Source organism: uncultured Bradyrhizobium sp., from assembly GCF_964252615.1.
Classification (GTDB): Bacteria; Pseudomonadota; Alphaproteobacteria; order Rhizobiales; family Xanthobacteraceae; genus Bradyrhizobium.
This window is the reverse complement of the sequence record NZ_CAXUNQ010000017.1, coordinates 67,541-87,815: the sequence shown is the minus strand read 5'-3', so window position 1 is coordinate 87,815 and position 20,275 is coordinate 67,541. Positions and strand designations below refer to the sequence as shown.

General features: G+C 61.3%; 18 protein-coding genes. 5 read left to right on the top strand and 13 right to left on the bottom strand.

The genetic code is table 11. The features are described from left to right. Positions 1–339 precede the first annotated feature (339 nt). From tsaA to ACFE72_RS11740, 3 genes are all read right to left on the bottom strand, one after another. Positions 340–831 (bottom strand): tRNA (N6-threonylcarbamoyladenosine(37)-N6)-methyltransferase TrmO, encoded by a 492-nt coding sequence (gene tsaA, locus ACFE72_RS11750; RefSeq protein WP_375413265.1) that lies wholly within the window; start codon positions 829–831, stop codon positions 340–342. A 92-nt stretch (positions 832–923) separates the two neighbouring features. Continuing rightward, the gene (locus ACFE72_RS11745) at positions 924–1,280 is read right to left on the bottom strand and encodes an AzlD domain-containing protein (RefSeq protein ID WP_375413264.1); all 357 of its coding nucleotides are present in this window, start codon (positions 1,278–1,280) and stop codon (positions 924–926) included. After that, positions 1,277–2,047: an AzlC family ABC transporter permease gene (locus ACFE72_RS11740; RefSeq protein WP_375413263.1), complete on the bottom strand. Its 771-nt coding sequence runs from the start codon at positions 2,045–2,047 to the stop codon at positions 1,277–1,279. The genes ACFE72_RS11745 and ACFE72_RS11740 overlap by 4 nt, the downstream gene beginning before the upstream one ends. Before the next feature lie 193 nt (positions 2,048–2,240). Between ACFE72_RS11740 and ACFE72_RS11735 the strand changes: the two genes are divergently transcribed. Then, a complete protein-coding gene (locus tag ACFE72_RS11735) occupies positions 2,241–3,497 on the top strand; it encodes a c-type cytochrome (protein WP_375413262.1) in 1,257 nt (418 codons plus the stop codon). 30 nt (positions 3,498–3,527) lie between these two features. Here the strand turns inward: ACFE72_RS11735 and ACFE72_RS11730 are convergent, their stop codons facing one another. Next, complete coding sequence (locus ACFE72_RS11730) at positions 3,528–4,550, bottom strand: lytic transglycosylase domain-containing protein (protein WP_375413261.1); 1,023 nt, start codon at positions 4,548–4,550, stop codon at positions 3,528–3,530. Positions 4,551–4,926: 376 nt separating this feature from the next. Between ACFE72_RS11730 and ACFE72_RS11725 the strand changes: the two genes are divergently transcribed. Further along, positions 4,927–5,286: a PilZ domain-containing protein gene (locus tag ACFE72_RS11725; protein ID WP_375413260.1), complete on the top strand. Its 360-nt coding sequence runs from the start codon at positions 4,927–4,929 to the stop codon at positions 5,284–5,286. A gap of 69 nt (positions 5,287–5,355) precedes the next feature. Here the strand turns inward: ACFE72_RS11725 and clpA are convergent, their stop codons facing one another. Both clpA and clpS read right to left on the bottom strand, forming a co-directional pair. Next, positions 5,356–7,776: an ATP-dependent Clp protease ATP-binding subunit ClpA gene (clpA, locus tag ACFE72_RS11720; protein WP_375413259.1), complete on the bottom strand. Its 2,421-nt coding sequence runs from the start codon at positions 7,774–7,776 to the stop codon at positions 5,356–5,358. A gap of 161 nt (positions 7,777–7,937) precedes the next feature. Continuing rightward, positions 7,938–8,273, bottom strand: a complete 336-nt coding sequence (clpS, locus tag ACFE72_RS11715) for an ATP-dependent Clp protease adapter ClpS (RefSeq protein ID WP_375413269.1) — start codon at positions 8,271–8,273, stop codon at positions 7,938–7,940. Positions 8,274–8,764: 491 nt separating this feature from the next. Here clpS and ACFE72_RS11710 point away from each other — a divergent pair, with 491 nt between their 5' ends. Next, entirely contained in the window at positions 8,765–10,120 is a 1,356-nt protein-coding gene (locus ACFE72_RS11710; RefSeq protein WP_375413258.1) for a pilus assembly protein TadG-related protein, read from the top strand. A gap of 76 nt (positions 10,121–10,196) precedes the next feature. On the opposite strand, the gene ACFE72_RS11705 is transcribed toward ACFE72_RS11710, so the two are convergent. Next, on the bottom strand, positions 10,197–10,538 hold the full coding sequence (locus ACFE72_RS11705; protein ID WP_375413257.1) for a phasin family protein: 342 nt from the start codon (positions 10,536–10,538) through the stop codon (positions 10,197–10,199). Between the two features lie 388 nt (positions 10,539–10,926). Here ACFE72_RS11705 and ACFE72_RS11700 point away from each other — a divergent pair, with 388 nt between their 5' ends. Further along, on the top strand, positions 10,927–12,711 hold the full coding sequence (locus tag ACFE72_RS11700; protein WP_375413256.1) for a serine hydrolase: 1,785 nt from the start codon (positions 10,927–10,929) through the stop codon (positions 12,709–12,711). A gap of 224 nt (positions 12,712–12,935) precedes the next feature. Here ACFE72_RS11700 and ACFE72_RS11695 read toward each other — a convergent pair whose 3' ends face one another. The 5 genes from ACFE72_RS11695 to ACFE72_RS11675 all read right to left on the bottom strand — a co-directional run bounded on the left by ACFE72_RS11695 (position 12,936) and on the right by ACFE72_RS11675 (position 18,703). Continuing rightward, positions 12,936–13,664, bottom strand: a complete 729-nt coding sequence (locus ACFE72_RS11695; protein WP_375413255.1) for a DnaJ domain-containing protein — start codon at positions 13,662–13,664, stop codon at positions 12,936–12,938. Positions 13,665–13,707: 43 nt separating this feature from the next. Then, positions 13,708–14,472 carry a VWA domain-containing protein gene (locus ACFE72_RS11690; protein ID WP_375413254.1) on the bottom strand — a complete coding sequence of 255 codons (765 nt, stop codon included), beginning with the start codon at positions 14,470–14,472 and terminating at the stop codon, positions 13,708–13,710. Positions 14,473–14,531: 59 nt separating this feature from the next. Further along, entirely contained in the window at positions 14,532–15,392 is an 861-nt protein-coding gene (locus ACFE72_RS11685; protein WP_375413253.1) for an alpha/beta fold hydrolase, read from the bottom strand. 269 nt (positions 15,393–15,661) lie between these two features. Next, positions 15,662–17,638, bottom strand: coding sequence for a methyl-accepting chemotaxis protein (locus tag ACFE72_RS11680; RefSeq protein WP_375413252.1), 1,977 nt, complete (start codon positions 17,636–17,638; stop codon positions 15,662–15,664). 141 nt (positions 17,639–17,779) lie between these two features. Then, positions 17,780–18,703: a division plane positioning ATPase MipZ gene (locus ACFE72_RS11675; RefSeq protein WP_375413251.1), complete on the bottom strand. Its 924-nt coding sequence runs from the start codon at positions 18,701–18,703 to the stop codon at positions 17,780–17,782. 285 nt (positions 18,704–18,988) lie between these two features. On the opposite strand from ACFE72_RS11675, the gene panC reads away from it, so the two are divergent. Further along, on the top strand, positions 18,989–19,840 hold the full coding sequence (gene panC / locus ACFE72_RS11670; protein WP_375413250.1) for a pantoate--beta-alanine ligase: 852 nt from the start codon (positions 18,989–18,991) through the stop codon (positions 19,838–19,840). Here the strand turns inward: panC and ACFE72_RS11665 are convergent. Further along, on the bottom strand, positions 19,837–20,274 hold the full coding sequence (locus ACFE72_RS11665; protein WP_375413249.1) for a DUF1489 family protein: 438 nt from the start codon (positions 20,272–20,274) through the stop codon (positions 19,837–19,839). The genes panC and ACFE72_RS11665 overlap by 4 nt on opposite strands. Between the last annotated feature and the right edge of the window lies 1 nt (position 20,275).

The following is a 20,275-nucleotide window of genomic DNA, read 5'->3' as shown; positions in this document are numbered from 1 at the left end:
GCAGAACCGGGACCCCGGTTCCTTGCAGCCGCAACAACCGAAACCCCGGTTTCTTCGCGCCGCAACAACCGGGACCCCGGCTCTGCAGCGCACCGCTCCGCAAGGGCTGCGCGCTGCGTTGCGTCCGGGGAACGCACGCCGTGGAGCGCGATATTGCAACACGCCGCGCCGCGTCAAAGACGTGGATGGCCGGGACAAGCCCTACCATGACGATGAGATGTGTGAATCCAGCAGGGACAAGCCCGGCCATGACGCGTGGAGGCATTTGGAACGGATTCCAGGTCGCGTTCGCAAGCGAAGGCTGGAGTCGTCGCAAGTGCTCCTTGCAATGACGGTTCCCTACTCCGTCTCGAAATCGCCCGGCTGCGGCGGCGCCAATGGCGTGAATTCACAGCGGTCGGGCTTGAGGTCGAGCAGCGGCGTTTCGTCCAGACAATCGAGGCCGCGCACCAGCACGATATTGCCCTCGATGCCGACCAGCCTGACGATCGAGGTGCCGATCGGATTGGGCCGCACCGGCGAGCGCAGCGAAAACGTGCCGCGGGTCGATGCGTCGTTCTTCGGGCTCTGCAGCACCAGATCGCGGCGCGACAGATGCAGCCAATAGATCACCTCGAGGTTCGAATAGAAATCGACCCCCTTCAGCGCCGGCACCCATGGCTCGAAAATCTCCAGCCGGCACACCGGACCGTCGTGACGCCCCTGGCGCGGGGTCAGCAGGCGCGAGGTCCACGGCGTGCGGATGCGGCCGATGAACACCAGCCCGGCATCGCGCGCCCTGGGCGGATCGACCGCGGTTTCACCGTCGCGAATTTCACTGCCCCGGACCATGGCTCAATCCAGCGTTATAGTCTGTGCCTTAATGACCTTCGACCATCGCGCGCGATCGGCGTCAATGAACTCATAGCATTTCGCTTCCCCGGTCAGCCCAGCCACCATTTGCCGACAAGCATAACAAGCTCGCCGCAAACCACGCCAGCAAAAATGGATCGCCGGGTCACGATGAAGGCCGCAAGCCCCGCAGTCACCGTGCCATAACGTAAAAAGCCCGGCACGGTCGCCAGCGCACCCGGCGGAAACACCAATATCTGCGCAATTACGCCGGCAAGAATTGCGGTTGCGACCGCGCGCACCCAGACCAGCAATTCGGAGCCTTCGTCGATCCCGCCGCCGATCCAAAGCCCGAGCATCCGCCAAACCTCGTTGGGAAGGACGCCGGCCAGCAACAGCACGATCATGGCGTGTCCATCGCCAAAGAACTGGCCAAGCAGCCCGCTCATGCGCGCTCCCGCCACCGGTGCACGCCGTAGGCAATGGTGCCTGCCGACACGCCGCTGATCAGGATATCGACGCCGGTATGAAGCATCGACACAACAGGAAACAGCACCAGCCCCAAGGCCAACGCGATGACGTCGGAGAACTGACGGCAGTTGCGCGCGGTCGAGAGCAGGAATGCCAGCGGCGTCAGCAGCAGGATCGCCGCACCCAACAGCGGCGGCAGATTGGCCGCAAGGCCGTAGCCGATGCTGGTTGCCGCCAGGCAAACCGACATCAGGCCGGCGCCAAGCCCGTTGGTGAAGGCGATACGCCGTCCACGCGGCACCTTCGGCAGCAGGCGAAAGCATTCCACCCACAGGGTGATCGCAATGAAATGGGTCGTGAAGATCAAATGCCGCCGCTTGGTGTGCGGGGTGCGCACCATCGGCAATACCGACACGACCATTGGAAACAGCCGGACGGCGCTAACGGTGACGGCGATCGCAGCCTGCAGCACGGTCGCGCCGGACCCCAATGTCGAAATCAGGATGATCTGCGCAGGACCGGCCCAGACCAGCGCGGTACTTGCCAACGCCCACCCCAGGCTGAACTGCGTATCATGCGCGAGCGCGCCGATGCCGAGATAGGTCGCAAACAGCACGACCGTGAGCACGGTGGACGCGACCGAACGCAGCCCCCACGCAAACGCACGCGCGGGGCTTTGCCATCCGGAGGAGTCAGGAGCAGGAAGCGGCACAGGCACCCGGAACAGGTCGGTCGTGGCGTCCATAACGCGGCTGAAACCAGCCGCAGTCAACCGGCGGCATTCGCCGATCCGCCCTGCAAATGTGAGATTCCATTATGCGGCCCCCCGCTCTACCATTGGACGCGTCGGGACGATGCGAAGGAAGGAACAATTGCCGCCCATGCTCCATTTTCGCAACAAAAGCCGCCTGGCCTTGCCAGCGTGGGCCGCCTTGCTGATGACTCTGCCGCCTGCAGCAACTAACGCCCTCGCGCAGTTGCGCGGCCATGGCGGGCCGGTCCGGGCATTGGCGATTTCATCGGACGGACAAACCGCGCTCTCGGGAAGCTTCGACTCAACGGCAATCCGCTGGTCGCTGGCACGCAATGCCGCCGACCAGGTGCTGCGTTTTCACGCCGACGCCGTGAACACGGTAGCGCTGCTCAAGGATGGCCGCGCGGCGACCGCGGGCGCTGACGGGCGTATTGCCATCTGGACTCCCGGCAATCCGCAGCCCGATGGCATGTTTGAAGGCCACACGGCGCCTGTCGCCGCCCTCGCATTGTCGCCCGATGGCGCGACACTGGCGTCGGCGTCATGGGATCATACGGTACGGCTCTGGCCGCTCGCGGGCGGCCTCCCGCGCGTGCTTGAGGGGCATACGCAGAACGTTAACGGCATAGCGTTCGCTCCGGACGGCCGCACGCTGGTAAGCGTAAGCTACGATCAGAGCGCACGCATCTGGCCGCTCGCAGACTCTGCCTCGCCCACCGTCGTCGCGATGCCTGTTCCGCTCAACGCCGTGGCCATCGGCGGCAACGGCGAGATCGCAACCGGCGGCGCCGACGGCAAGGTGTATTTCCTGTCTTCTGGCGGCGCACCTGCCGGCGACGTTGCGGCCGGGCCGAGACCGGTGATTTCGATCGCGATCTCACCGGACGGCGCGCTGGTGGCGGCTGCGAGCATCGGTGGATCCGTAGCGGTGATCGATCGCAGGATGCGCCGTCTGGCCCGTACCCTGGTCGGCCCCGGACTACCGGTCTGGTCGGTCGCATTTCTGCCTGATAGCCGCACCCTGCTCACCGGCGGTGCCGACAATATCATCCGCCGCTGGAATGCGGCGACGGGAGATGCGGTCGATCCGCTTGTTTTTGAAACGGCGGCTGACCCGCTGGCGGCCTATGCCGGCGACCGCGGCGCCGATGTGTTTCGTGCCTGTGTCGCCTGCCATACCCTTGACGCCGAGCAAGCCGACAGGGCGGGGCCGACTCTCGCCAACCTGTTCGGCCGGCGAATCGCGACCTTGCCGAGCTACATTTTTTCCGAGGCGCTGAAGCGCCTCGACATCATCTGGACCCCGGAGACGGTTTCAAAACTGTTCGAGATCGGGCCCGCGTCCTATACGCCGGGCACCAAGATGCCGGAGCAGCGCATCGGCTCGGAGCAGGATCGCGCCGCGCTGGTGCAATTTCTCGCGCGCGCGACAAAGAAATAGACGTTTCACACCCGGCCGGACATCGTCCCATCAGCCCCTGGCATTCATATTTCGCAGCACGAAACACGCGCCGCCGGCGCGGCGGATGCGGTTGCAAAGATCATCGGCGGCGACGCGGGTATCGGCGCCGATCCGGACCTGATAGAAGGTGCGGCTACCGCGGCTCCGCCACGTCGAGCCGAACAGGCTTGGATCCTGGTCGCCAATCACCGCGCTCAGCCGCTTCATCGCCCGCGCATACATCGATAGCGCACGGTCGCGATTGAAGCCGGCGGCGAGTTGCACGCCCCATAGCCGGTCCGCGCCCAGTCTTACATGCTGTTCGAGCTGGTTGACGAAAGGATTGGGCGCGCGCTTCAGCAGCGCCATCAGCTCCCGGCAAGTGGATGTCGGCGCACGGTCCGGCGGTTTGCCTTTCCTGCCTGCCGTGGCCCAGTCGTCGGCCGGGGATCCGGTGATGGCGAGAACGTAGTTGCGGGTTTCCGATGGCAACGTGCCGGTGCCCGCCAGCCATTCCTGCACCCGCCGCGGCCCGGCATTGTACGCCGCGGCAGCCAGACCGAGGTTACCGAACTGACTTCGCAACTCATTGAGGAATTCGGCGGATTTCGGCAGCGCCTGCACCGGGTCGAACGGATCGAGCAGCCGCCGCTCGTTCGCGGTCCCGGGCATGAATTGCGCGATGCCCTGCGCGCGCTGGCCACGGCGGGTCATCGGCCCGACCGCGTCGGATCGAAACCGGCTTTCCTGCCAGATCACGCGCGCAAAAAATTCCAGCGGCAGATCCTGTGCCTTCGCCGCTGATTCGACCATCAAGCAGATCGCTTCGCGGGTGTCGGTATCCCGCGCGGTTTCGGCCTTTTGCGGTTCCCCTTTGTTTTCGTCCGGATTGTTGCCCGCGTTGACGGGAACGTCCGCCATGGGCTTTGTGGCCTCGCTGGTCGAACCTGCAAGCGGAACTTCCTGCGCAACTGCCTGCGCGCAGGGCAAGCTGACCAGCACCAGGACCACGCAAAGTATGAGGCAAGGACCGATGATCGTTCGCGGCGTCATGTCAGCTTCCTGCAGACCGCTTTACACACGGAACCGACCTATTGAACAATGATGGCGCGTCTGCGGGAGCGCAAGACATGACCATATGGCGATTCCAAGCCTTCAATACTAAGCGCATATCCGGCCGGACAGACTGAAGCATCTTCAGCATCTCATTCCTGGTCGGGTTACGTGATCCGCGTACCCAGACCGCCGCAAGCAGAAGCCGTTTCTCGGCGTGTCGGTCGTGCTGGCGAAAGCGACGGCCGAGTCTACGGGATGTCGCCGGCGCGGCCGCATCCGCGACTGGATTTAGGTTAATGTCGGATATTCCTGAGAGCCGACCTCCGCATTGTGCAAGTTAGCGTATGGTGTTCTTCATTCACGGAGGTTGTTGATGTTGGATCGACGCCAGAGCGTGCGGGACAGGGTGTTCCTCGGGAGCGTAGCCTCGATCAACCATCGCGGCTCCACCATGGACTGCGCCGTGCGCGACATTTCCGAAGGCGGCCTCTGCGTCGAGTTCGAAAAAACCGCAAAACCGCCTGACGAGATGCGCATAACTATCACGCGAAAGGACCGCTCGTTTTTCGGAAAAGTGATGTGGCGGCAGGCCGGCAGGGTCGGCTTCGCATTCCGGAACATGACGGCGGCGGGCCTTCCGGCGACGACCGACCTCGACCGGCGGCTGCGCCGCAGCGAACACAAAAACCGTCAGCTTCAGCGCCGCATCAAGGAACTTACGGGCGAAGGCTGAGCGGTCTCGATCAAGGACAAGCGCAAAAAGGCCGGCGATTGCTGCCGGCCTTCATCTATCGATCGTCGTTTACACCTTGACCAGCGGACCGCGCGAGGCCGGTCCTTTCGACCCGCCACCAGGACCGCCCGGTTTCGGCTTGCGCGGCGGGGTTCGCTTGCGCGAGCCAGGCAGCTTTTCCGGCTTCGGTGTCACGGGCCCGTCAAGATACTCGAAGCTGATCTTTTCCAGTTCCACTCCAACGACCGCTTCGTCCTTCACCAGCACGACCCGAACGTGACCGCCGCCCTTCAGCTTGCCGAACAGCACTTCATCAGCCAGCGGCTTCTTGATGTGCTCCTGAATCACGCGGGCCATCGGCCGCGCGCCCATCTGCTCGTCGTAACCGTGCTGAATGAGCCAGGCCTTGGCCGGTTCGGACAGTTCGATGGTGACATCGCGATCGGCAAGCTGCACCTCGAGCTGCAGCACGAATTTTTCCACCACCATGCCGATCACCTCGGCATTGAGATGTGCGAACGAGATGATGGCGTCGAGCCGGTTGCGGAATTCGGGCGCAAACTGTCGGTTGATCGCCTCGTGGTCGTCGCCTTCCCGCTTGTTGCGCGTGAAGCCGAATGCCTGACGCGCCAGATCGGCCGCCCCGGCATTGGTCGTCATGATCAGGATCACGTTGCGGAAGTTGACGGCCTTCCCATTATGGTCGGTCAGCTTACCGTGATCCATGATCTGCAACAGTACGTTGTAAAGGTCCGGATGCGCCTTCTCGATTTCGTCCAGCAGCACCACGCAATGCGGATGCTGGTCAACGCCGTCGGTGAGCAGGCCACCCTGATCGAACCCGACATAGCCTGGAGGTGCGCCGATCAGCCGGGATACGGTGTGACGTTCCATATATTCCGACATGTCGAACCGGATCAGTTCGACGCCGAGCGACTCCGCCAGTTGCTTGGCGACCTCGGTCTTGCCGACGCCGGTCGGCCCGGAGAATAAATAGGACCCGATCGGTTTCTCCGGCTCGCGCAAGCCGGCCCGCGCAAGCTTGATCGAGGCCGACAGCGCCTCGATCGCCTTGTCCTGGCCGAACACCACGCGCTTCAGCGTCTGCTCAAGATGCTTGAGCACCTCCGCATCGTCCTTGGACACGCTCTTCGGCGGTATCCGCGCCATGGTGGCGATGGTGGTCTCGATTTCCTTGATGCCGATGGTCTTCTTGCGCTTGTTCTCGGCGACCAGCATCTGCGCCGCACCGGACTCGTCGATGACGTCGATGGCCTTGTCGGGCAGCTTGCGGTCATGGATATAGCGGGACGAGAGCTGAACCGCGGCCTCGATGGCCTCGTTGGTATATTTCAGCCGGTGATAATCTTCGAAATACGGTTTCAGGCCTTTCAGGATTGCGATGGCGTCCTCGACCGTCGGCTCGTTGATGTCGATCTTCTGGAACCGACGCACCAGCGCGCGATCCTTTTCGAAATGCTGCCGGTATTCCTTGTAGGTGGTCGAGCCCATGCAGCGGATCGTGCCCGACGCCAGTGCAGGCTTGAGCAGATTAGAGGCATCCATCGCGCCGCCGGACGTGGCACCTGCCCCGATCACGGTGTGTATTTCGTCGATGAACAGGATTGCGTTGGGATGGGCTTCGAGTTCCTTGAGGACTTGCTTCAGCCGCTCCTCGAAGTCGCCGCGATAGCGCGTACCCGCCAGCAGCGTGCCCATGTCGAGCGAAAATACCGTTGCGGCCGCCAGCACCTCCGGCACTTCGCTGTCGACGATGCGCTTGGCGAGACCCTCGGCGATCGCGGTCTTGCCGACGCCGGCCTCGCCCACGAACAGCGGATTGTTCTTCTGCCGGCGGCAGAGCACCTGGATCGCCCGGTTGATTTCGGAGTTCCGTCCGATCACCGGATCGATCTTGCCGTCGCGCGCCTTCTTGTTCAGGTTGACGCAATAGGTGTCGAGCGCGTCGCCCTTTTTCTTGGAATCTTCGCCGTTCTTTGATTCGGTTTCCTCGTCAACGCCGCGCACCGGTCGCGCCTCGGATACGCCCGGCCGTTTGGCAATGCCATGGCTGATATAGTTGACGGCGTCATAACGCGTCATGTCCTGCTCCTGCAGGAAATACGCGGCGTGGCTTTCGCGTTCGGCAAAAATCGCGATCAGCACGTTGGCGCCCGTCACTTCTTCACGACCCGACGACTGGACGTGAATCACCGCGCGCTGGATCACGCGCTGGAAGCCCGCAGTCGGCTTGGCGTCGTCGGCGCCGTCCGTGATCAGATTTTCGAACTCAGTTTCGAGATAGTTGACCAAACTGGTGCGCAACTTGTCGAGATCGACGCTGCAGGCCCGCATCACGGCAGCGGCGTCCGAATCGTCGATCAGCGACAGCAGGAGATGCTCGAGCGTCGCGTATTGATGGTGGCGCTCGTTTGCTATCGCCAGCGCGCGGTGGAGGGATTGTTCAAGGCTTTGAGAAAAAGTCGGCATTCGCGTCCTCTATGGCCCTTGCCATCATCATGATCGCCGTCATCGCGTCAGGCAACAACAACCTTTATCATATAGTTACGCTTGATTACGGCGAAAGACTGGTTCCCCCGGGCCGTAACTTCAATGCAAGACCCATTCCGGTTCGGGCGATTTCCCCAAGCCTACTTCTTTTCCATTACGCATTGCAAAGGATGCTGATGCTTGCGGGCGAAATCCATCACCTGCGTAACCTTGGTTTCGGCGATCTCATAGGTAAAAACCCCGCACTCCCCAATTCCGTGATGATGGACGTGCAGCATGATCTTGGTCGCCGCTTCGGCGTCCTTCTGGAAAAACTTCTCCAGCACGAGAACGACAAACTCCATCGGAGTGTAATCGTCGTTCAATATCAATACGCGGTAGAGGTTGGGGCGCTTGGTCTTCGGCTTGACCTTGGTGATGACCGACGTGCTGGGACCGCTTGGTCCACCGGCGCGGCCCTCATCGTCCTTGCCCATTCGGGGAACAAAGGCGGCGCCTTCGAACGTCGCGGATGGGGCGATATTTGAAACCGGCTGTAGCATGGCTCAGGTGTTCGAAATCCCCACAGGAAGACCTCACGACGGCCCGGCAACGGTTCCTGCCGAAGCCATCGTCAGGTTTCAGGGCAGTTTCCCGAATCGCCGCTCCCGACCGCCCCCGACCCGTTTGCTGGATCGATGACGAGGAATATGGGACCGCATTGGACCTGCCGCAAGCGCTCAAATATTCCTCGATATCACCGCGCGCCGTCCAATTCCGGCCGCGGCCGAATTCCCGAAGTTAATCAATCCTGCGCGACTTGATAAAAAGCAGCCATGCGGCGTTTAGCGCCTGTTGACAATGGCGGCAGTCTGTCCGGCTGGACCGCGACATATCCAGCAATTTACCGGTTTTCTCAGGACAGCTTTACCGCCTGTTTAGTCATGGCGGCGGAAATAGGGGCCAGAAGCCATATCCGGTGACGGTCATGTTCAATGCATTACTTCGCGATCACGTTTGCAGCCCGGCCAGGCGATTCACCGGGGCTGAGGAAGGCAATATTGCGGTAACTTTCGCCATCGCGCTCGTCCCGATCCTCGGTTTCGTCGGCGCCGCGGTCGACTATACCCGTGCCAACGCCGCGCGTTCCTCGATGCAGGCGGCACTGGATTCGACCGCGTTGATGGTTTCGAAGGACCTTTCCCAAGGCGTCATCACCCCGTCCCAGGTTTCGACCAAAGCGCAGTCCTATTTCAACGCGCTCTATACCAACAACGACGCCAAGTCGGTTTCGGTCAGTGCAACCTATACGGCCAACAGTTCAATGGGCTCCAATATCCAGGTCAACGGATCCGGTGCGGTAACCACCGACTTCCTGAAGGTGGCGGGTTTTCCCACCATCAATTTCAATACCAGTTCGACGGCTGCATGGGGCAACGTGCGGATGCGCGTCGCTATGGCACTGGACAATACCGGCTCAATGGCCGACGACGGCAAAATGCCGGCGATGCAGAAAGCCGCTAAAGCCCTGGTCGATCAGTTGAGCGACCTCGAAAAGACCAAAGGCGATATCTACATCTCGATCATTCCGTTCGCCAAGGACGTCAATGTTGATAACAGCAATAATAATCAGAGCTGGATCGACTGGACCGACTGGGATGCGGCAAATGGAACCAGCACCTGCACCAGCTATAACTGGTGGGGCGGCTGCCAGAGTTCGACATGGACGCCGGCCAATCACAACAAATGGACCGGCTGCGTCACCGACCGCGATCAGGACTACGACACCAAGAACACCGCGCCGACCACCAGCGCCACCCGTTTCCCAGCCGAAGAATATGTCTCCGGGAGCGAAAAATATTGCAAGTCGGGCAACAACCCGTATCTGCAGCCGATCTTGCCTCTGAGCTACGACTGGAGCGCGATCAAGCAAAGAATTAGTGACATGCAGCCGACCGGGAACACCAACCAGGGAATCGGCATGGCATGGGCCTGGATGTCGCTCACCCAGTCTGCCCCGCTGAACGCGCCGGCGAAAGATTCCAACTATACCTACAAGGACGCGATCATCCTGCTGTCCGACGGTTTGAACACGCAAAATCGCTGGTACAGCAACGCGTCGCAGATCGATGCGCGCCAGAAGACGCTATGCGACAATGCCAAAGCCGCCGGCATCACGGTCTACACGATCCAGGTCAATACCGGCGGGGATCCGACCTCCGCCGTCCTGCAATATTGCGCCAGCGGCTCGCAGAACTTCTACGTGGTGACGACGGCGAGCCAGACCGCCTCCGTGTTCAGCTCAATCGGGACATCGCTCTCAAAACTGCGTGTCGCGAAGTAACGGAGAAGTACCTCAAGACTCCTATTAAAAAAAGCCCGGCCGCGAGGGCCGGGCTTTTTTCGGCTGCAGTCTTGAATTAGCGTGCGGCAGCGGGATTGAATTTCGCAATCAGACCTTCGAACGGCTTGTAGGTCTGCTGGGCGAGATCGCCGTAAAGCTCGGCGATCTTCTGCGATTCCGCCACGAAGGTCTCATAGGCCGATTTCGCGTATTCGGTCTGCACTTCGATCGCCTTGTCCAACGACTTGACGCCGGCCAGTTTCTCGACGAACGACTTGCCTTCTTCGAACGACTTCTTGGTATAATCGCCGTAAGCACTAGCGATGGCTTCAAAGCCGCTCTGCAGCGTATTCGCCGACGCCGCGGCCGTTTCGAAGTGCTCTTTTCCGTACTGCTGAATATCTTCGACCTTAACCACGAGGAATCCTTCCCAGACTGATGTGTACCGGTCCGCCGGGAAACGTCCCGGGCCTGACCACGCAGGTTGAATAATGCGCCGCACAATAGAGGTCAAGGAAATTGTGCATCGCACAATCACTGCCAACACCCATGCTGCTTGCAACGGTTGCTTAACCGTTTGGAAACTCCAGCCACCTACTTTGATTCTCAGCGTTGTTCATGGTCCGGTCCGCAAGCCGAAAACTCACGTGAGCGCAGGGTCTTAGGCGGATGGCAAAGATGTCTGCCATCGTCGCAAAGGGGCTTGACCACGTCGCATGCCGACAGGCGGGGGGCGCAGACCGCCGTCGGGCATAATTTGGCCTCACGAACCGGTGATCTATAGTGAAAATGGGACGGGGAAGTTTATGTTTCGCACGACCTCAACACGCGCCCTTCGGGTTTGCGTTCTCGGGCTAGCAACCATCACCACCGCCGTCATCTTTACCAACGATACCGCCGACGCGCGTCGCTCCAGACACCGTTATCACGCCCGCCACCATGAGGCGCGGCCGAGCTACAGTCCGGCTTTCTCCTCGATTATCGTCGACGGCAATTCAGGCGCAACGCTGAGCGCCAATAACCCCGACGCGTCGCGCCATCCGGCTTCTCTCACCAAGATCATGACGCTTTATCTGCTGTTCGAGGGCCTCGACGCCGGCAAGATCAAGCTCGACTCCGAAATGGAGGTTTCCGAGCACGCCTCCGAACAAGCACCGACCAAGCTCGGTTTGCGCCCAGGCCAGACCATCAAGGTTGAGGACGCGATCAAAGGATTGGTGACACGCTCGGCCAACGACGCCGCAGTCGTGATCGCCGAAGCCCTCGCCGGCGATGAAGATGATTTCGCCAAGTTGATGACGCGCAAGGCACGTGCGCTCGGTATGACCCGCACCATATATCGTAATGCCTCGGGACTTCCGGATGACGCCCAGGTCACCACCGCACGCGACCAGTCCACCCTTGGTCGCGCCATCCAAGATCGGTTCCCGCGATATTACCGGTATTTCTCGACCAGTGCGTTCAACTACCACGGACACTCGATCCGCAATCACAACAGGCTGCTCGGCACCGTAGAAGGGGTCGACGGCATCAAGACCGGCTATACCCGCGCCTCCGGCTTCAACCTGGTGACCTCGATGCGCCGTGGCAACCGGCATTTGGTCGGCGTGGTAATGGGCGGGCGCAGCGGAGGTTCCCGTGACGCCGCGATGCGGAGTCTGCTGGCGGAAAATCTCGAAAAGGGAGCGACTAGACGCACCGTCGCCGCGATCACCGAACGCAGCACGTCAGACGCCAACGCCGAGGTCGCGGAAGATCAAGCCCAGTCGCGTCCGACCCAAATGGTCCAAGTCCGGGGTGCGATGCAGGTCGCGTCGGCGGCGCCGGAGGAAGCGGCGCCGATGCGTACAGCTCCCGTTGTCACGAAACCATCCATCGTCGCCAATGCAACAGCCGCGTTGCCGCCGACTCAAGCGAAACCTGAACCGGCTCCGCTCACCAGCGGCGTGATTCAGGCTCAGCAGATGGCCGCGATTCCCGGATCGTCCGAACCCATGAAGCCGGTTCGGATACGGACCGTCCAGGTCCGGGCCGGCCAGATGAAGCTGGCGTCGGCCGACCCGGCACAGCCGGCACAGCCGGCAACGGCGGTCACCAATGCGATCCCTGTTGCACGCTCCGCGGTGCCGGAGACGTCAGGTTCGGTGGTGGCAAAGGCGGAGATGAACAAGATCGCGATGCCGCCGCAGCCGGCGAACCATGGCACCGGAAATGGCCTGCTCGGCGTGCTGCCAGCATCGAGCATACCCACTTCGCAGGCCATGGCTTCGGCTGACAGTTCCTCCCGCATTCAGCCGCAGCCGCAAGCCATTCAACAGAACGGGGCCATCAGACCGGTTGCGGCACGTACGGGGTGGATCATCCAGGTCGGCGCGCTTGAAACCGAAGGCGAAGCGCGGCAGCGCCTGGAGACGGCGCGCGATCAGGCCCGCGGCATGCTCGGCAAGGCGGACCCGTTCACCGAGGCGGTGGCCAAGGGGGAAAAGAAACTATTCCGCGCCCGTTTCGCCGGCCTCGATCGCGATCAGGCCGAGGCAGTCTGCAAGACGCTGAAGCGCTCCGACATCTCCTGCATCGCTATCAGGAACTGATCCGAAACAACCTGAAATCAGTCGTTTCCTTAAGACGGCCGGGGTTCGCTCCGGCCTTCGCATTTCAGCCTGGCCCGGCACATTTCCGGGCGCCGAAACCTCTCATCAAGAATTCTTCGTTATAAACAAGTAACCAACGATCGATCACGCCGGATAACGGCGGGCGGCAGGGCGTAACAGAGCAGAAGCAACTCACGGTTTGTAGCGTTGATAGCGTACCGGAGTTAGCTGCGATGAGTGCGAAGCAAAGTGTCCTTGGCCTCGTTTACACGGGCGGCCAGATATGTCGACCCCCCTTGGTCGGGATGCAGTTTCTTCATCAAGGCTCGGTGCGCGCGGCCGATCTCGTCGCTCCCCGCCCCCGCTTGCAGGCCAAGGATCTGATAGGCCTCCTCCGTCGTCATTTTGCCGCTCGCCGCCGGGCGGCTCTGCCCCCGTGCCGCATCTCCCTGCGCGTCCTGACGCCAAGCGGGAAACCTGCGGTCCAGATAGCTTTCAAGTAACGCCACGCTCTCGGCGTCGAAGCCGGACATTATCTCAGCCAGTTGAGCTAGGTCGAATTCGTCCAGCGAGCGGCCGGCATGGGGTCCGGCCACGATCCGGCCGGCAAGTTCACCGCTGTCGTGATCGAGCGTCATGTCGAGAAACCGCGAGCGAACCTCGGAAGCCTGTCCCGGCGACCGCTTGGTGCGGGAGCCGAACAGGCCACCGATACTGTTGAACCCTGACGCTCCGAACGGCGACCAGCCGAGCAGTCCGGCGCCGAAAAGGCCGAGCGGGATTGCGACTGCAAGTTCGCCCTTGATGCCCGTAAATATGGCCGCCGCAAGCGCCATCACGCCGCCGCCGATCTTAATCGCGCGCGCAAGCACGACCGGATTGGCCGCACGAAACATCTGCAGTAGCGAATAAAGCACGATAACGGCGACGGCGCCGGCGATCAGCGTGGGCATGAACAATAGATAGTATGTTGTCGGTCGTTGCGAAAGCGGACGGTTACTTCATCTGCCCGAGCAACCGCGCCGCGCCGTTCCCGGTCTTCGACAGCCGCAACAGCGCCTCACGGCCGCCTGTGGCATAGGCCGCCGCTGCCCGCAGCAGTTCGCGCAACTGCGCCGCAGCACCCGGCTCGAAGCGGCACCAGGCGCCGCCGGTCAGGCGCGCTATCTCGCGAAACGCCTGTTCAGCGGTACCGTCGTGGCCTTCTTGAAACAGGAATACCGGCACTTTAAGCAGCCCAAGCTCTCCGGCCTTGGCGCAGAGATCGTCGATCGGCTCTTCCATGGCGTCGCCGACGAATACCACCGCCCTAACGCCGGATGCGACCGCCTCGCGTCGCGCCTCCGACAGCACTTTGCCGATCTGCGTGTTGCCGCCCTGACATGCGATGCTGCTCATCAGTTTGGCGAGTTGCACGGGTTCGGAAATCCAGGTGCTGGCACGGCATTCGTTGAGACCCCGATAATAGACGAGGCGAATATCGAGGCTGCCGATCGCAGCCGCCTCGCGGAACATGTCGGCCTGCAGCGCGCATGCCATATCCCAGGTCGGCTGCCGGCTCATGGTGGCGTCGAGCGCAAATACCATTCGGCCTTTTGCTCCCGGCGCGCGCGGCGACATTGCGCGCGCCTTGGCGACAAAGGCCGCGATGTCTTCCGACGTCGATGGTTTTGGTTTCAGTCCTAAGTCGGACTTGCCGGTCGCCGGCTGGACAGCCGCAACTCCGCTTGATGCTCCTGGTTTGGTCGGTTCGCTGGACATGACGGCTCGCAAAGACTGCAAGCTCCCTGTGGCGCTCAAGGCCGATAATTCGCCAACCGCTAGTTCGCCGCGGGCTTGTACATCGCAACCGGTCCCGGAGCATCGGTCAAATCAGGAACCTTGGTGGGCACTGGCGTCAGCTGACTGTTATCCGTGTCGTCCAGGAACTTGTCGAGCATGCCCTGGATGGTCGACTTGGCTTCGTCCGGGCCGGTATCACGCATGTCGTTATGCTGGAAACCGGTATTGACTACCGTAATTCCGGACTTCTCGCAGACGTCGTCATCCGGAACGACACCCGGGTCCGGCTTGAAGACCGAATCCTTGGAGCGGAATGACAAAATTTTGAACTTGGCATCCGTCATGAAGGGCACGCGCAGATTGTCCAGTGTGACGACCTTCTTCACCTGATCGGGATACTCCCTGGCGAAATACATCGAAATGTCGCCGCCCATCGAATGCCCGACGATGGTCACCTTGGCATAGTCGGCGTTGGGTTGGACTTTCTTCATCTTCTCGACAGCAAAATGGATGTTGGCTACGCCGCGCTGAATCTGCGGTAGACGGCCGACATAAAGCTCGCCAACCTTGGTCACCATTGGCGGATCGGTGGGCAAATCGTGCTGGGGACTGATCGACAGGTAGCCACGCGCTGCAAAGACGTTCGCAAGAAAGGAGTATTCGGTATTTTTGACGGTATTGCCGTGATTGAGGATGGCAACCGGCAGCTTGATCATGCCGGCGTTGGCCTGCATCTCCCTGTCGCGTCGTACTGCAACATCGACGGCAACCAAGCGGTTATCGCGCGCAGGATCGTAGAAGGTCAGCGTCTCATGCCGGATCGCCCACTTGCTCGCAGTGAAGTATCCGACGACGAGCAGCGTGCAAACCAAAAGCAGGACTACAATTCCACGCTTCATGTTTTTTCCTGTACGCCCTAAGTTCAATACCACCTGCGGCTTAAACTCGGCCGTCCTTTCTAACAATATAGGTCACAGCGACGTGACACAAAGGTCAAAAATTGTAAATTCGCCGCAATATCTTTGTGCGTTGCACCTTAATTTTGAGCAACGATCCGCGTTATTATACCACCGCAACCGTATCCCTCTCCCGAATCGGGACGGAACATACGTAAAACCGCATACCAGGCCAAAATGTTCCCGGCCAGCGCGATGGCGACGTTTTAGCTTCAGGCGGCCCGTATCGACTGAAGGAAGCCGTCGACTTCGAGCTTGAGCTTGTGGGCCTGGCTCGACAGCGATTGTGCCGACGACAGCACCTGTCCCGACGCGGAGCCGGTATCCGCTGCTCCCCGATATACGTCGACGATGGCGCTACCGACCTGTGCCGCTCCGCTGGAGGCCATCTGCACGTTGCGAGCGATCTCGCGGGTCGCCACGCCCTGCTCTTCCACAGCGGCCGCGATCAGTCCCGACACCTCGGATATCCGCAGAATAACCGCGCCGATCTGCTTGATCGCCTCGACGGAGTCGGTGGTGGCGGCCTGCATACCGGAAATCTGGACGTCGATCTCCTCGGTCGCCTTTGCAGTCTGCGCCGCCAGCGCCTTTACTTCCTGAGCGACGACGGCAAAGCCGCGGCCCGCATCGCCCGCTCGGGCGGCCTCGATGGTCGCGTTCAGCGCCAGAAGATTGGTTTGCTCGGCGATGCCGGTTATCAATCTGACGACGTCGCCGATCCGGCCGGCTGCCCGCGACAGTGTGTTGATGCGAGCATCTGTGGTCTTTGCGTGCTCGACAGCGGAGTGCGCGATGCTGCTGGATGCCAACACTTGACGGCCGATTTCTCCGACCGACGCCGTCATCTGCTCGATCGCCGCGGCCACCGTTCGAATACTGCCGGCGGCCTCGTTCGAGGCCCCTGACACCACGCCCGACAGCTCAAGAGTGGTCTCCGCGGTCCTGGTCAGCGTCGAAGCTGCGGTTTCAAGTTCGGTCGACTCGGAGGAGAGTTTGTCGACGATTGAGCCAACCGCGCCCTGAAAATCGGACGCCAGCCGCAGCCGTTCCTCGCGGCGCAGAAGCGATTGCGCCTGCTGATCTGCAAGTTGTTCGGCACGCAAGCGCTCGGTTTCGATCATATGATCCTTGAATATCCAGGCGGCCCCGGCCATTTCGCCGATCTCGTCGCGGCAATGAAGCCCGGGCAGGACAACATTGAAGTCGCCCCCGGCAAGCCTCGTCAGCGCCGATGTCATCGCCAAAATCGGCTGCGAAATCGCCCGGCCCAGCAGCAACGACAACGCGCACATCGTCAGCGCTGCCAACGCCAGCGCGGCGGCCATCCGCAACTTCATGGCATCGCGAAATATCATTTCCGAAGCGTTTGCGGCGCCGGCGAGCCGGTCAATCTCTTTCACGATGCCGATCAGCGCCGGCTCAAAGCCGCCGAAGGTCTTCATGATGTCGGCTTCGGCACGCGCCACGTCCCGCGCGCCGCGGACCCAATCGGCAAAGTCGTGGCTGTACCGGTCCAGGTTGAGTGAAAGTTTTTCCTGCACGGCGTAGGGTAAGTCCAGCTCGGTCAACACTAAGCTGAACGCCACCACTGCGTTCGTGAATCCGGCTGCGTATCTGTCATCGCGCCACAACATGAAATCCTTTTCATGCCGCCGCATGGTCAGTAGCCGGCTGGTCAGCTTGGGATCGTTGATTTCGTCGACCCCGGCCTCGATGATGTCGACTGCCTTGCGCAACGATCCGGTTAGCCCGCCCCTCTCGTCGAAGCCGATTTTTGCTTGAATCAGCGCCAGGACGGCAAAATCATTGCCGTAGCTCTCAAATCCGTCGTGTACGAGAGCGATCTTTTCCGACAGATCGATATAGCCTGCGGACTGAACCCTTGTCTTGAGTTCGTCGAAATCGCGGCCGATCGCACCTGATAACTGCGCATGATGCTGCACATAGGAATCATGCTTGCGCAGCAGAAAGTCCTTTTCATCGCGCCGCGCCTCCAGCATCTCGATCGAGATACGTTTGGTAAGATCGGAGATGGCACGGCTGTCCTCAGCCACCTTGCGGGAGGCGTCCTGGGACCAAGTTCCTTGCTGATAGATCAGTCCGACCATGGCCAGACCGACCACGCCGACGCAACCGATGGCGGCGACCTTGTGAGTGAGCCGGAGATGAAAGCGAACGGGCCGCATGAAGCCTCGGCTAACTGGCGTTGAAAAAGTGTGCCGCGCGTGATCGAGCGGGCAATTTGCCCATAATAAGCGCAAAACTACCGCAAACATGGCTAACGATTGCTTAAAGACATGCCGGAATGACGATGCGGACTTGGCCAATCAGGCGCCGAGGATGTCGTGGGTTTCGAGGGGCTTGTCGACCTGTGCGAACCACTCGGCGCGGTTGGCGGCGCGGCGGCGGCCGCGTTCGTCGAGCGGCAGTTTTAATTGGCGCAACAGGCTGGTGACTTCCTCCCGGGCCGTGACATGCCCCATGCTGGGCCTGGTGCCAAGCGTCGCCGCATCGAGGTCGTCGAGCGCGGTCAGCCCGCGCGGGAAAAATTCGCGGTAGACGACGCGTTCGGCAAAACCATCGACTGCGCGGAAGCCGAGCCGAAGCGACAAATCTTCGAGGCTATCGGCGACGAGCCGCTTGTTGCGCGATCCGAGTATCGACAGCCGGTTCCGGACCACGATCCAGTCGGTGCTGGCGCCGTCAAGCTGGCGGCGCTTGCGCCGGGCGTCCCGCACCATCTCGGAATAGTGGCTTTCGCCGGTCACCGAATAGGTCGCCGGGTCGACAGTGCCGAGGACGTCGAAATCCAGAAAGCTATCATTGATCGGCGTTACCAGCGTATCGGCCATCGAGTGAGCCAGGCGCATCAGATAAGTGTCGGATCCCGGCGTATCGATGACGATAAAATCGAATGTCCGCTCCGCCGTGCTGACGGCGTCCATGAACTGCAGAAATTCCGAGGATTCGTTGTCCGCGATCTGCATGGTGTCGCCGAGCTTGATGCAGCGATGAACCGGAAGTTCGAGATCGAGGCCGGTGCGGCGCGCCCAGGCCCGCCGGTTGGCGATGTAGCGGGTAAAGCTTTGCTGGCGGCAATCGAGATCAATGGTGGCGACGCGCTGACCGGCTTTAAGCAGGGCAACGGCGACATGGAGGGCGGTGGTGGATTTTCCCGAACCGCCCTTCTCATTGCCCAACACGACCACATGCGCCGTGCCTGACTGCCCCTGACTTGCCTGCACCAACATATCCTGACCCCTGCCGATATCTTCAAATCGCGGCCCACTCGGGGTCAAGCGAAATGCGCGGTAAAACCCTCAAATCGCTGACCGTCTGCTTTAATCATGAATCCGGGCCGCGACGCGTCGGGTCTATTATGGATATTGCCCGCCCGCGGACACCCTGCGGACCGACGACAAAACTTGCGTCACGGGGACAGGCTTGGCGGCGAGCGGCGCGCTTTGATAAGGTCCGCATTCAAGCCCGAACGCCGAAAACGGGCGCCCCGCTTGCCCCTTACAGATCGAGCCGCGATGTCCCGAAGTCCTATGATCGTTCGCACGCTGCCAGCGCTGCGCCGCGCACTTGATGGACATCGCGCGAAGAAAGCCACCATCGCGCTGGTCCCCACCATGGGGGCGCTGCATGACGGCCATGTGTCGCTGGTGCGGCTGGCGAAACGCCGCGCGGCAAAGGTCGTGGTTTCGATTTTCGTCAACCCCGCCCAGTTTTCGCCGACCGAGGATTTCAGCTCCTACCCCCGGACCTGGAAAACCGATGTGGCCAGGCTCGCAGCCGAGCATGTCGATCTGATCTGGAACCCCGACGTCAAGACGATGTATCCGGCTGGCTTTGCCACCAAAATTCTGACCGAGGGTCCTGCGACGGCCGGGCTGGAGGACCGCTTCCGGCCGCATTTCTTCGGCGGTGTCACCACCGTGGTCGGCAAGCTGTTCACCCAATGCCGGCCGGATATGGCCCTATTCGGCGAAAAGGATTTCCAGCAACTTCGGGTGATCACGCAGATGGCCCGCGATCTCGACCTAGGCGTCAGGGTGATCGGCAGCCAAACCGTGCGCGAACGCGATGGCCTCGCAATGTCGTCACGCAACGTCTACCTGTCGACCGAGGACCGCATGATGGCACCGGAGCTGTATCGCGCGATGAAGAAAACCGCCATGCGCGTGCGCGGCGGCGATGATCTCAAGGCGGCTGTGGTCGAAGGCGCGCGATTGATTACCGCGGCGGGCTTTGTGCTAGACTATTTCGAGGCGCGTCACGCCCGGACGCTGGCGCCAATCAAATCCGCGAAGGATGGACCGATCCGTCTGCTGGTCGCCGCCAAAATCGGTAATACGCGGCTAATCGACAATATTGCAATTTAGAGCAATCCAAGGTCGCGCAATTCCCGGCGCAGCGGTTCCGGCATTGCCGCAATGCTGGCTGAAAACTTACCGAGATCGGGCGGCGCGGCGCTTTCTTCGAAATAACGCCAGCCCTGAAACGCCCGCATCGGCCGCGGCGACACCGCGATCACCTTGGGCTGCATGATCAGACGGCATCGCCCGATACCGTCGCGATCGCGGAACGGCTCGATCGCGATGATTTTTTCCCGCGCGGCGATTTCGCCGCGGATCACCCAATACAGGGAGCCGCCAGCGAGCAATTCCTGATCGCGCTTTGGCGTCATCCGGGTGATGTGAATATGGTGCTGCGGCAGTTTCCTTTGCTTTGCCGTCCGCATGCGTTCGGCAACCCAGCTTCTGAGTTCTTTGATCGATTCGCAGCCGACGGCGAGCTTAATGAGATGCAGGGACATG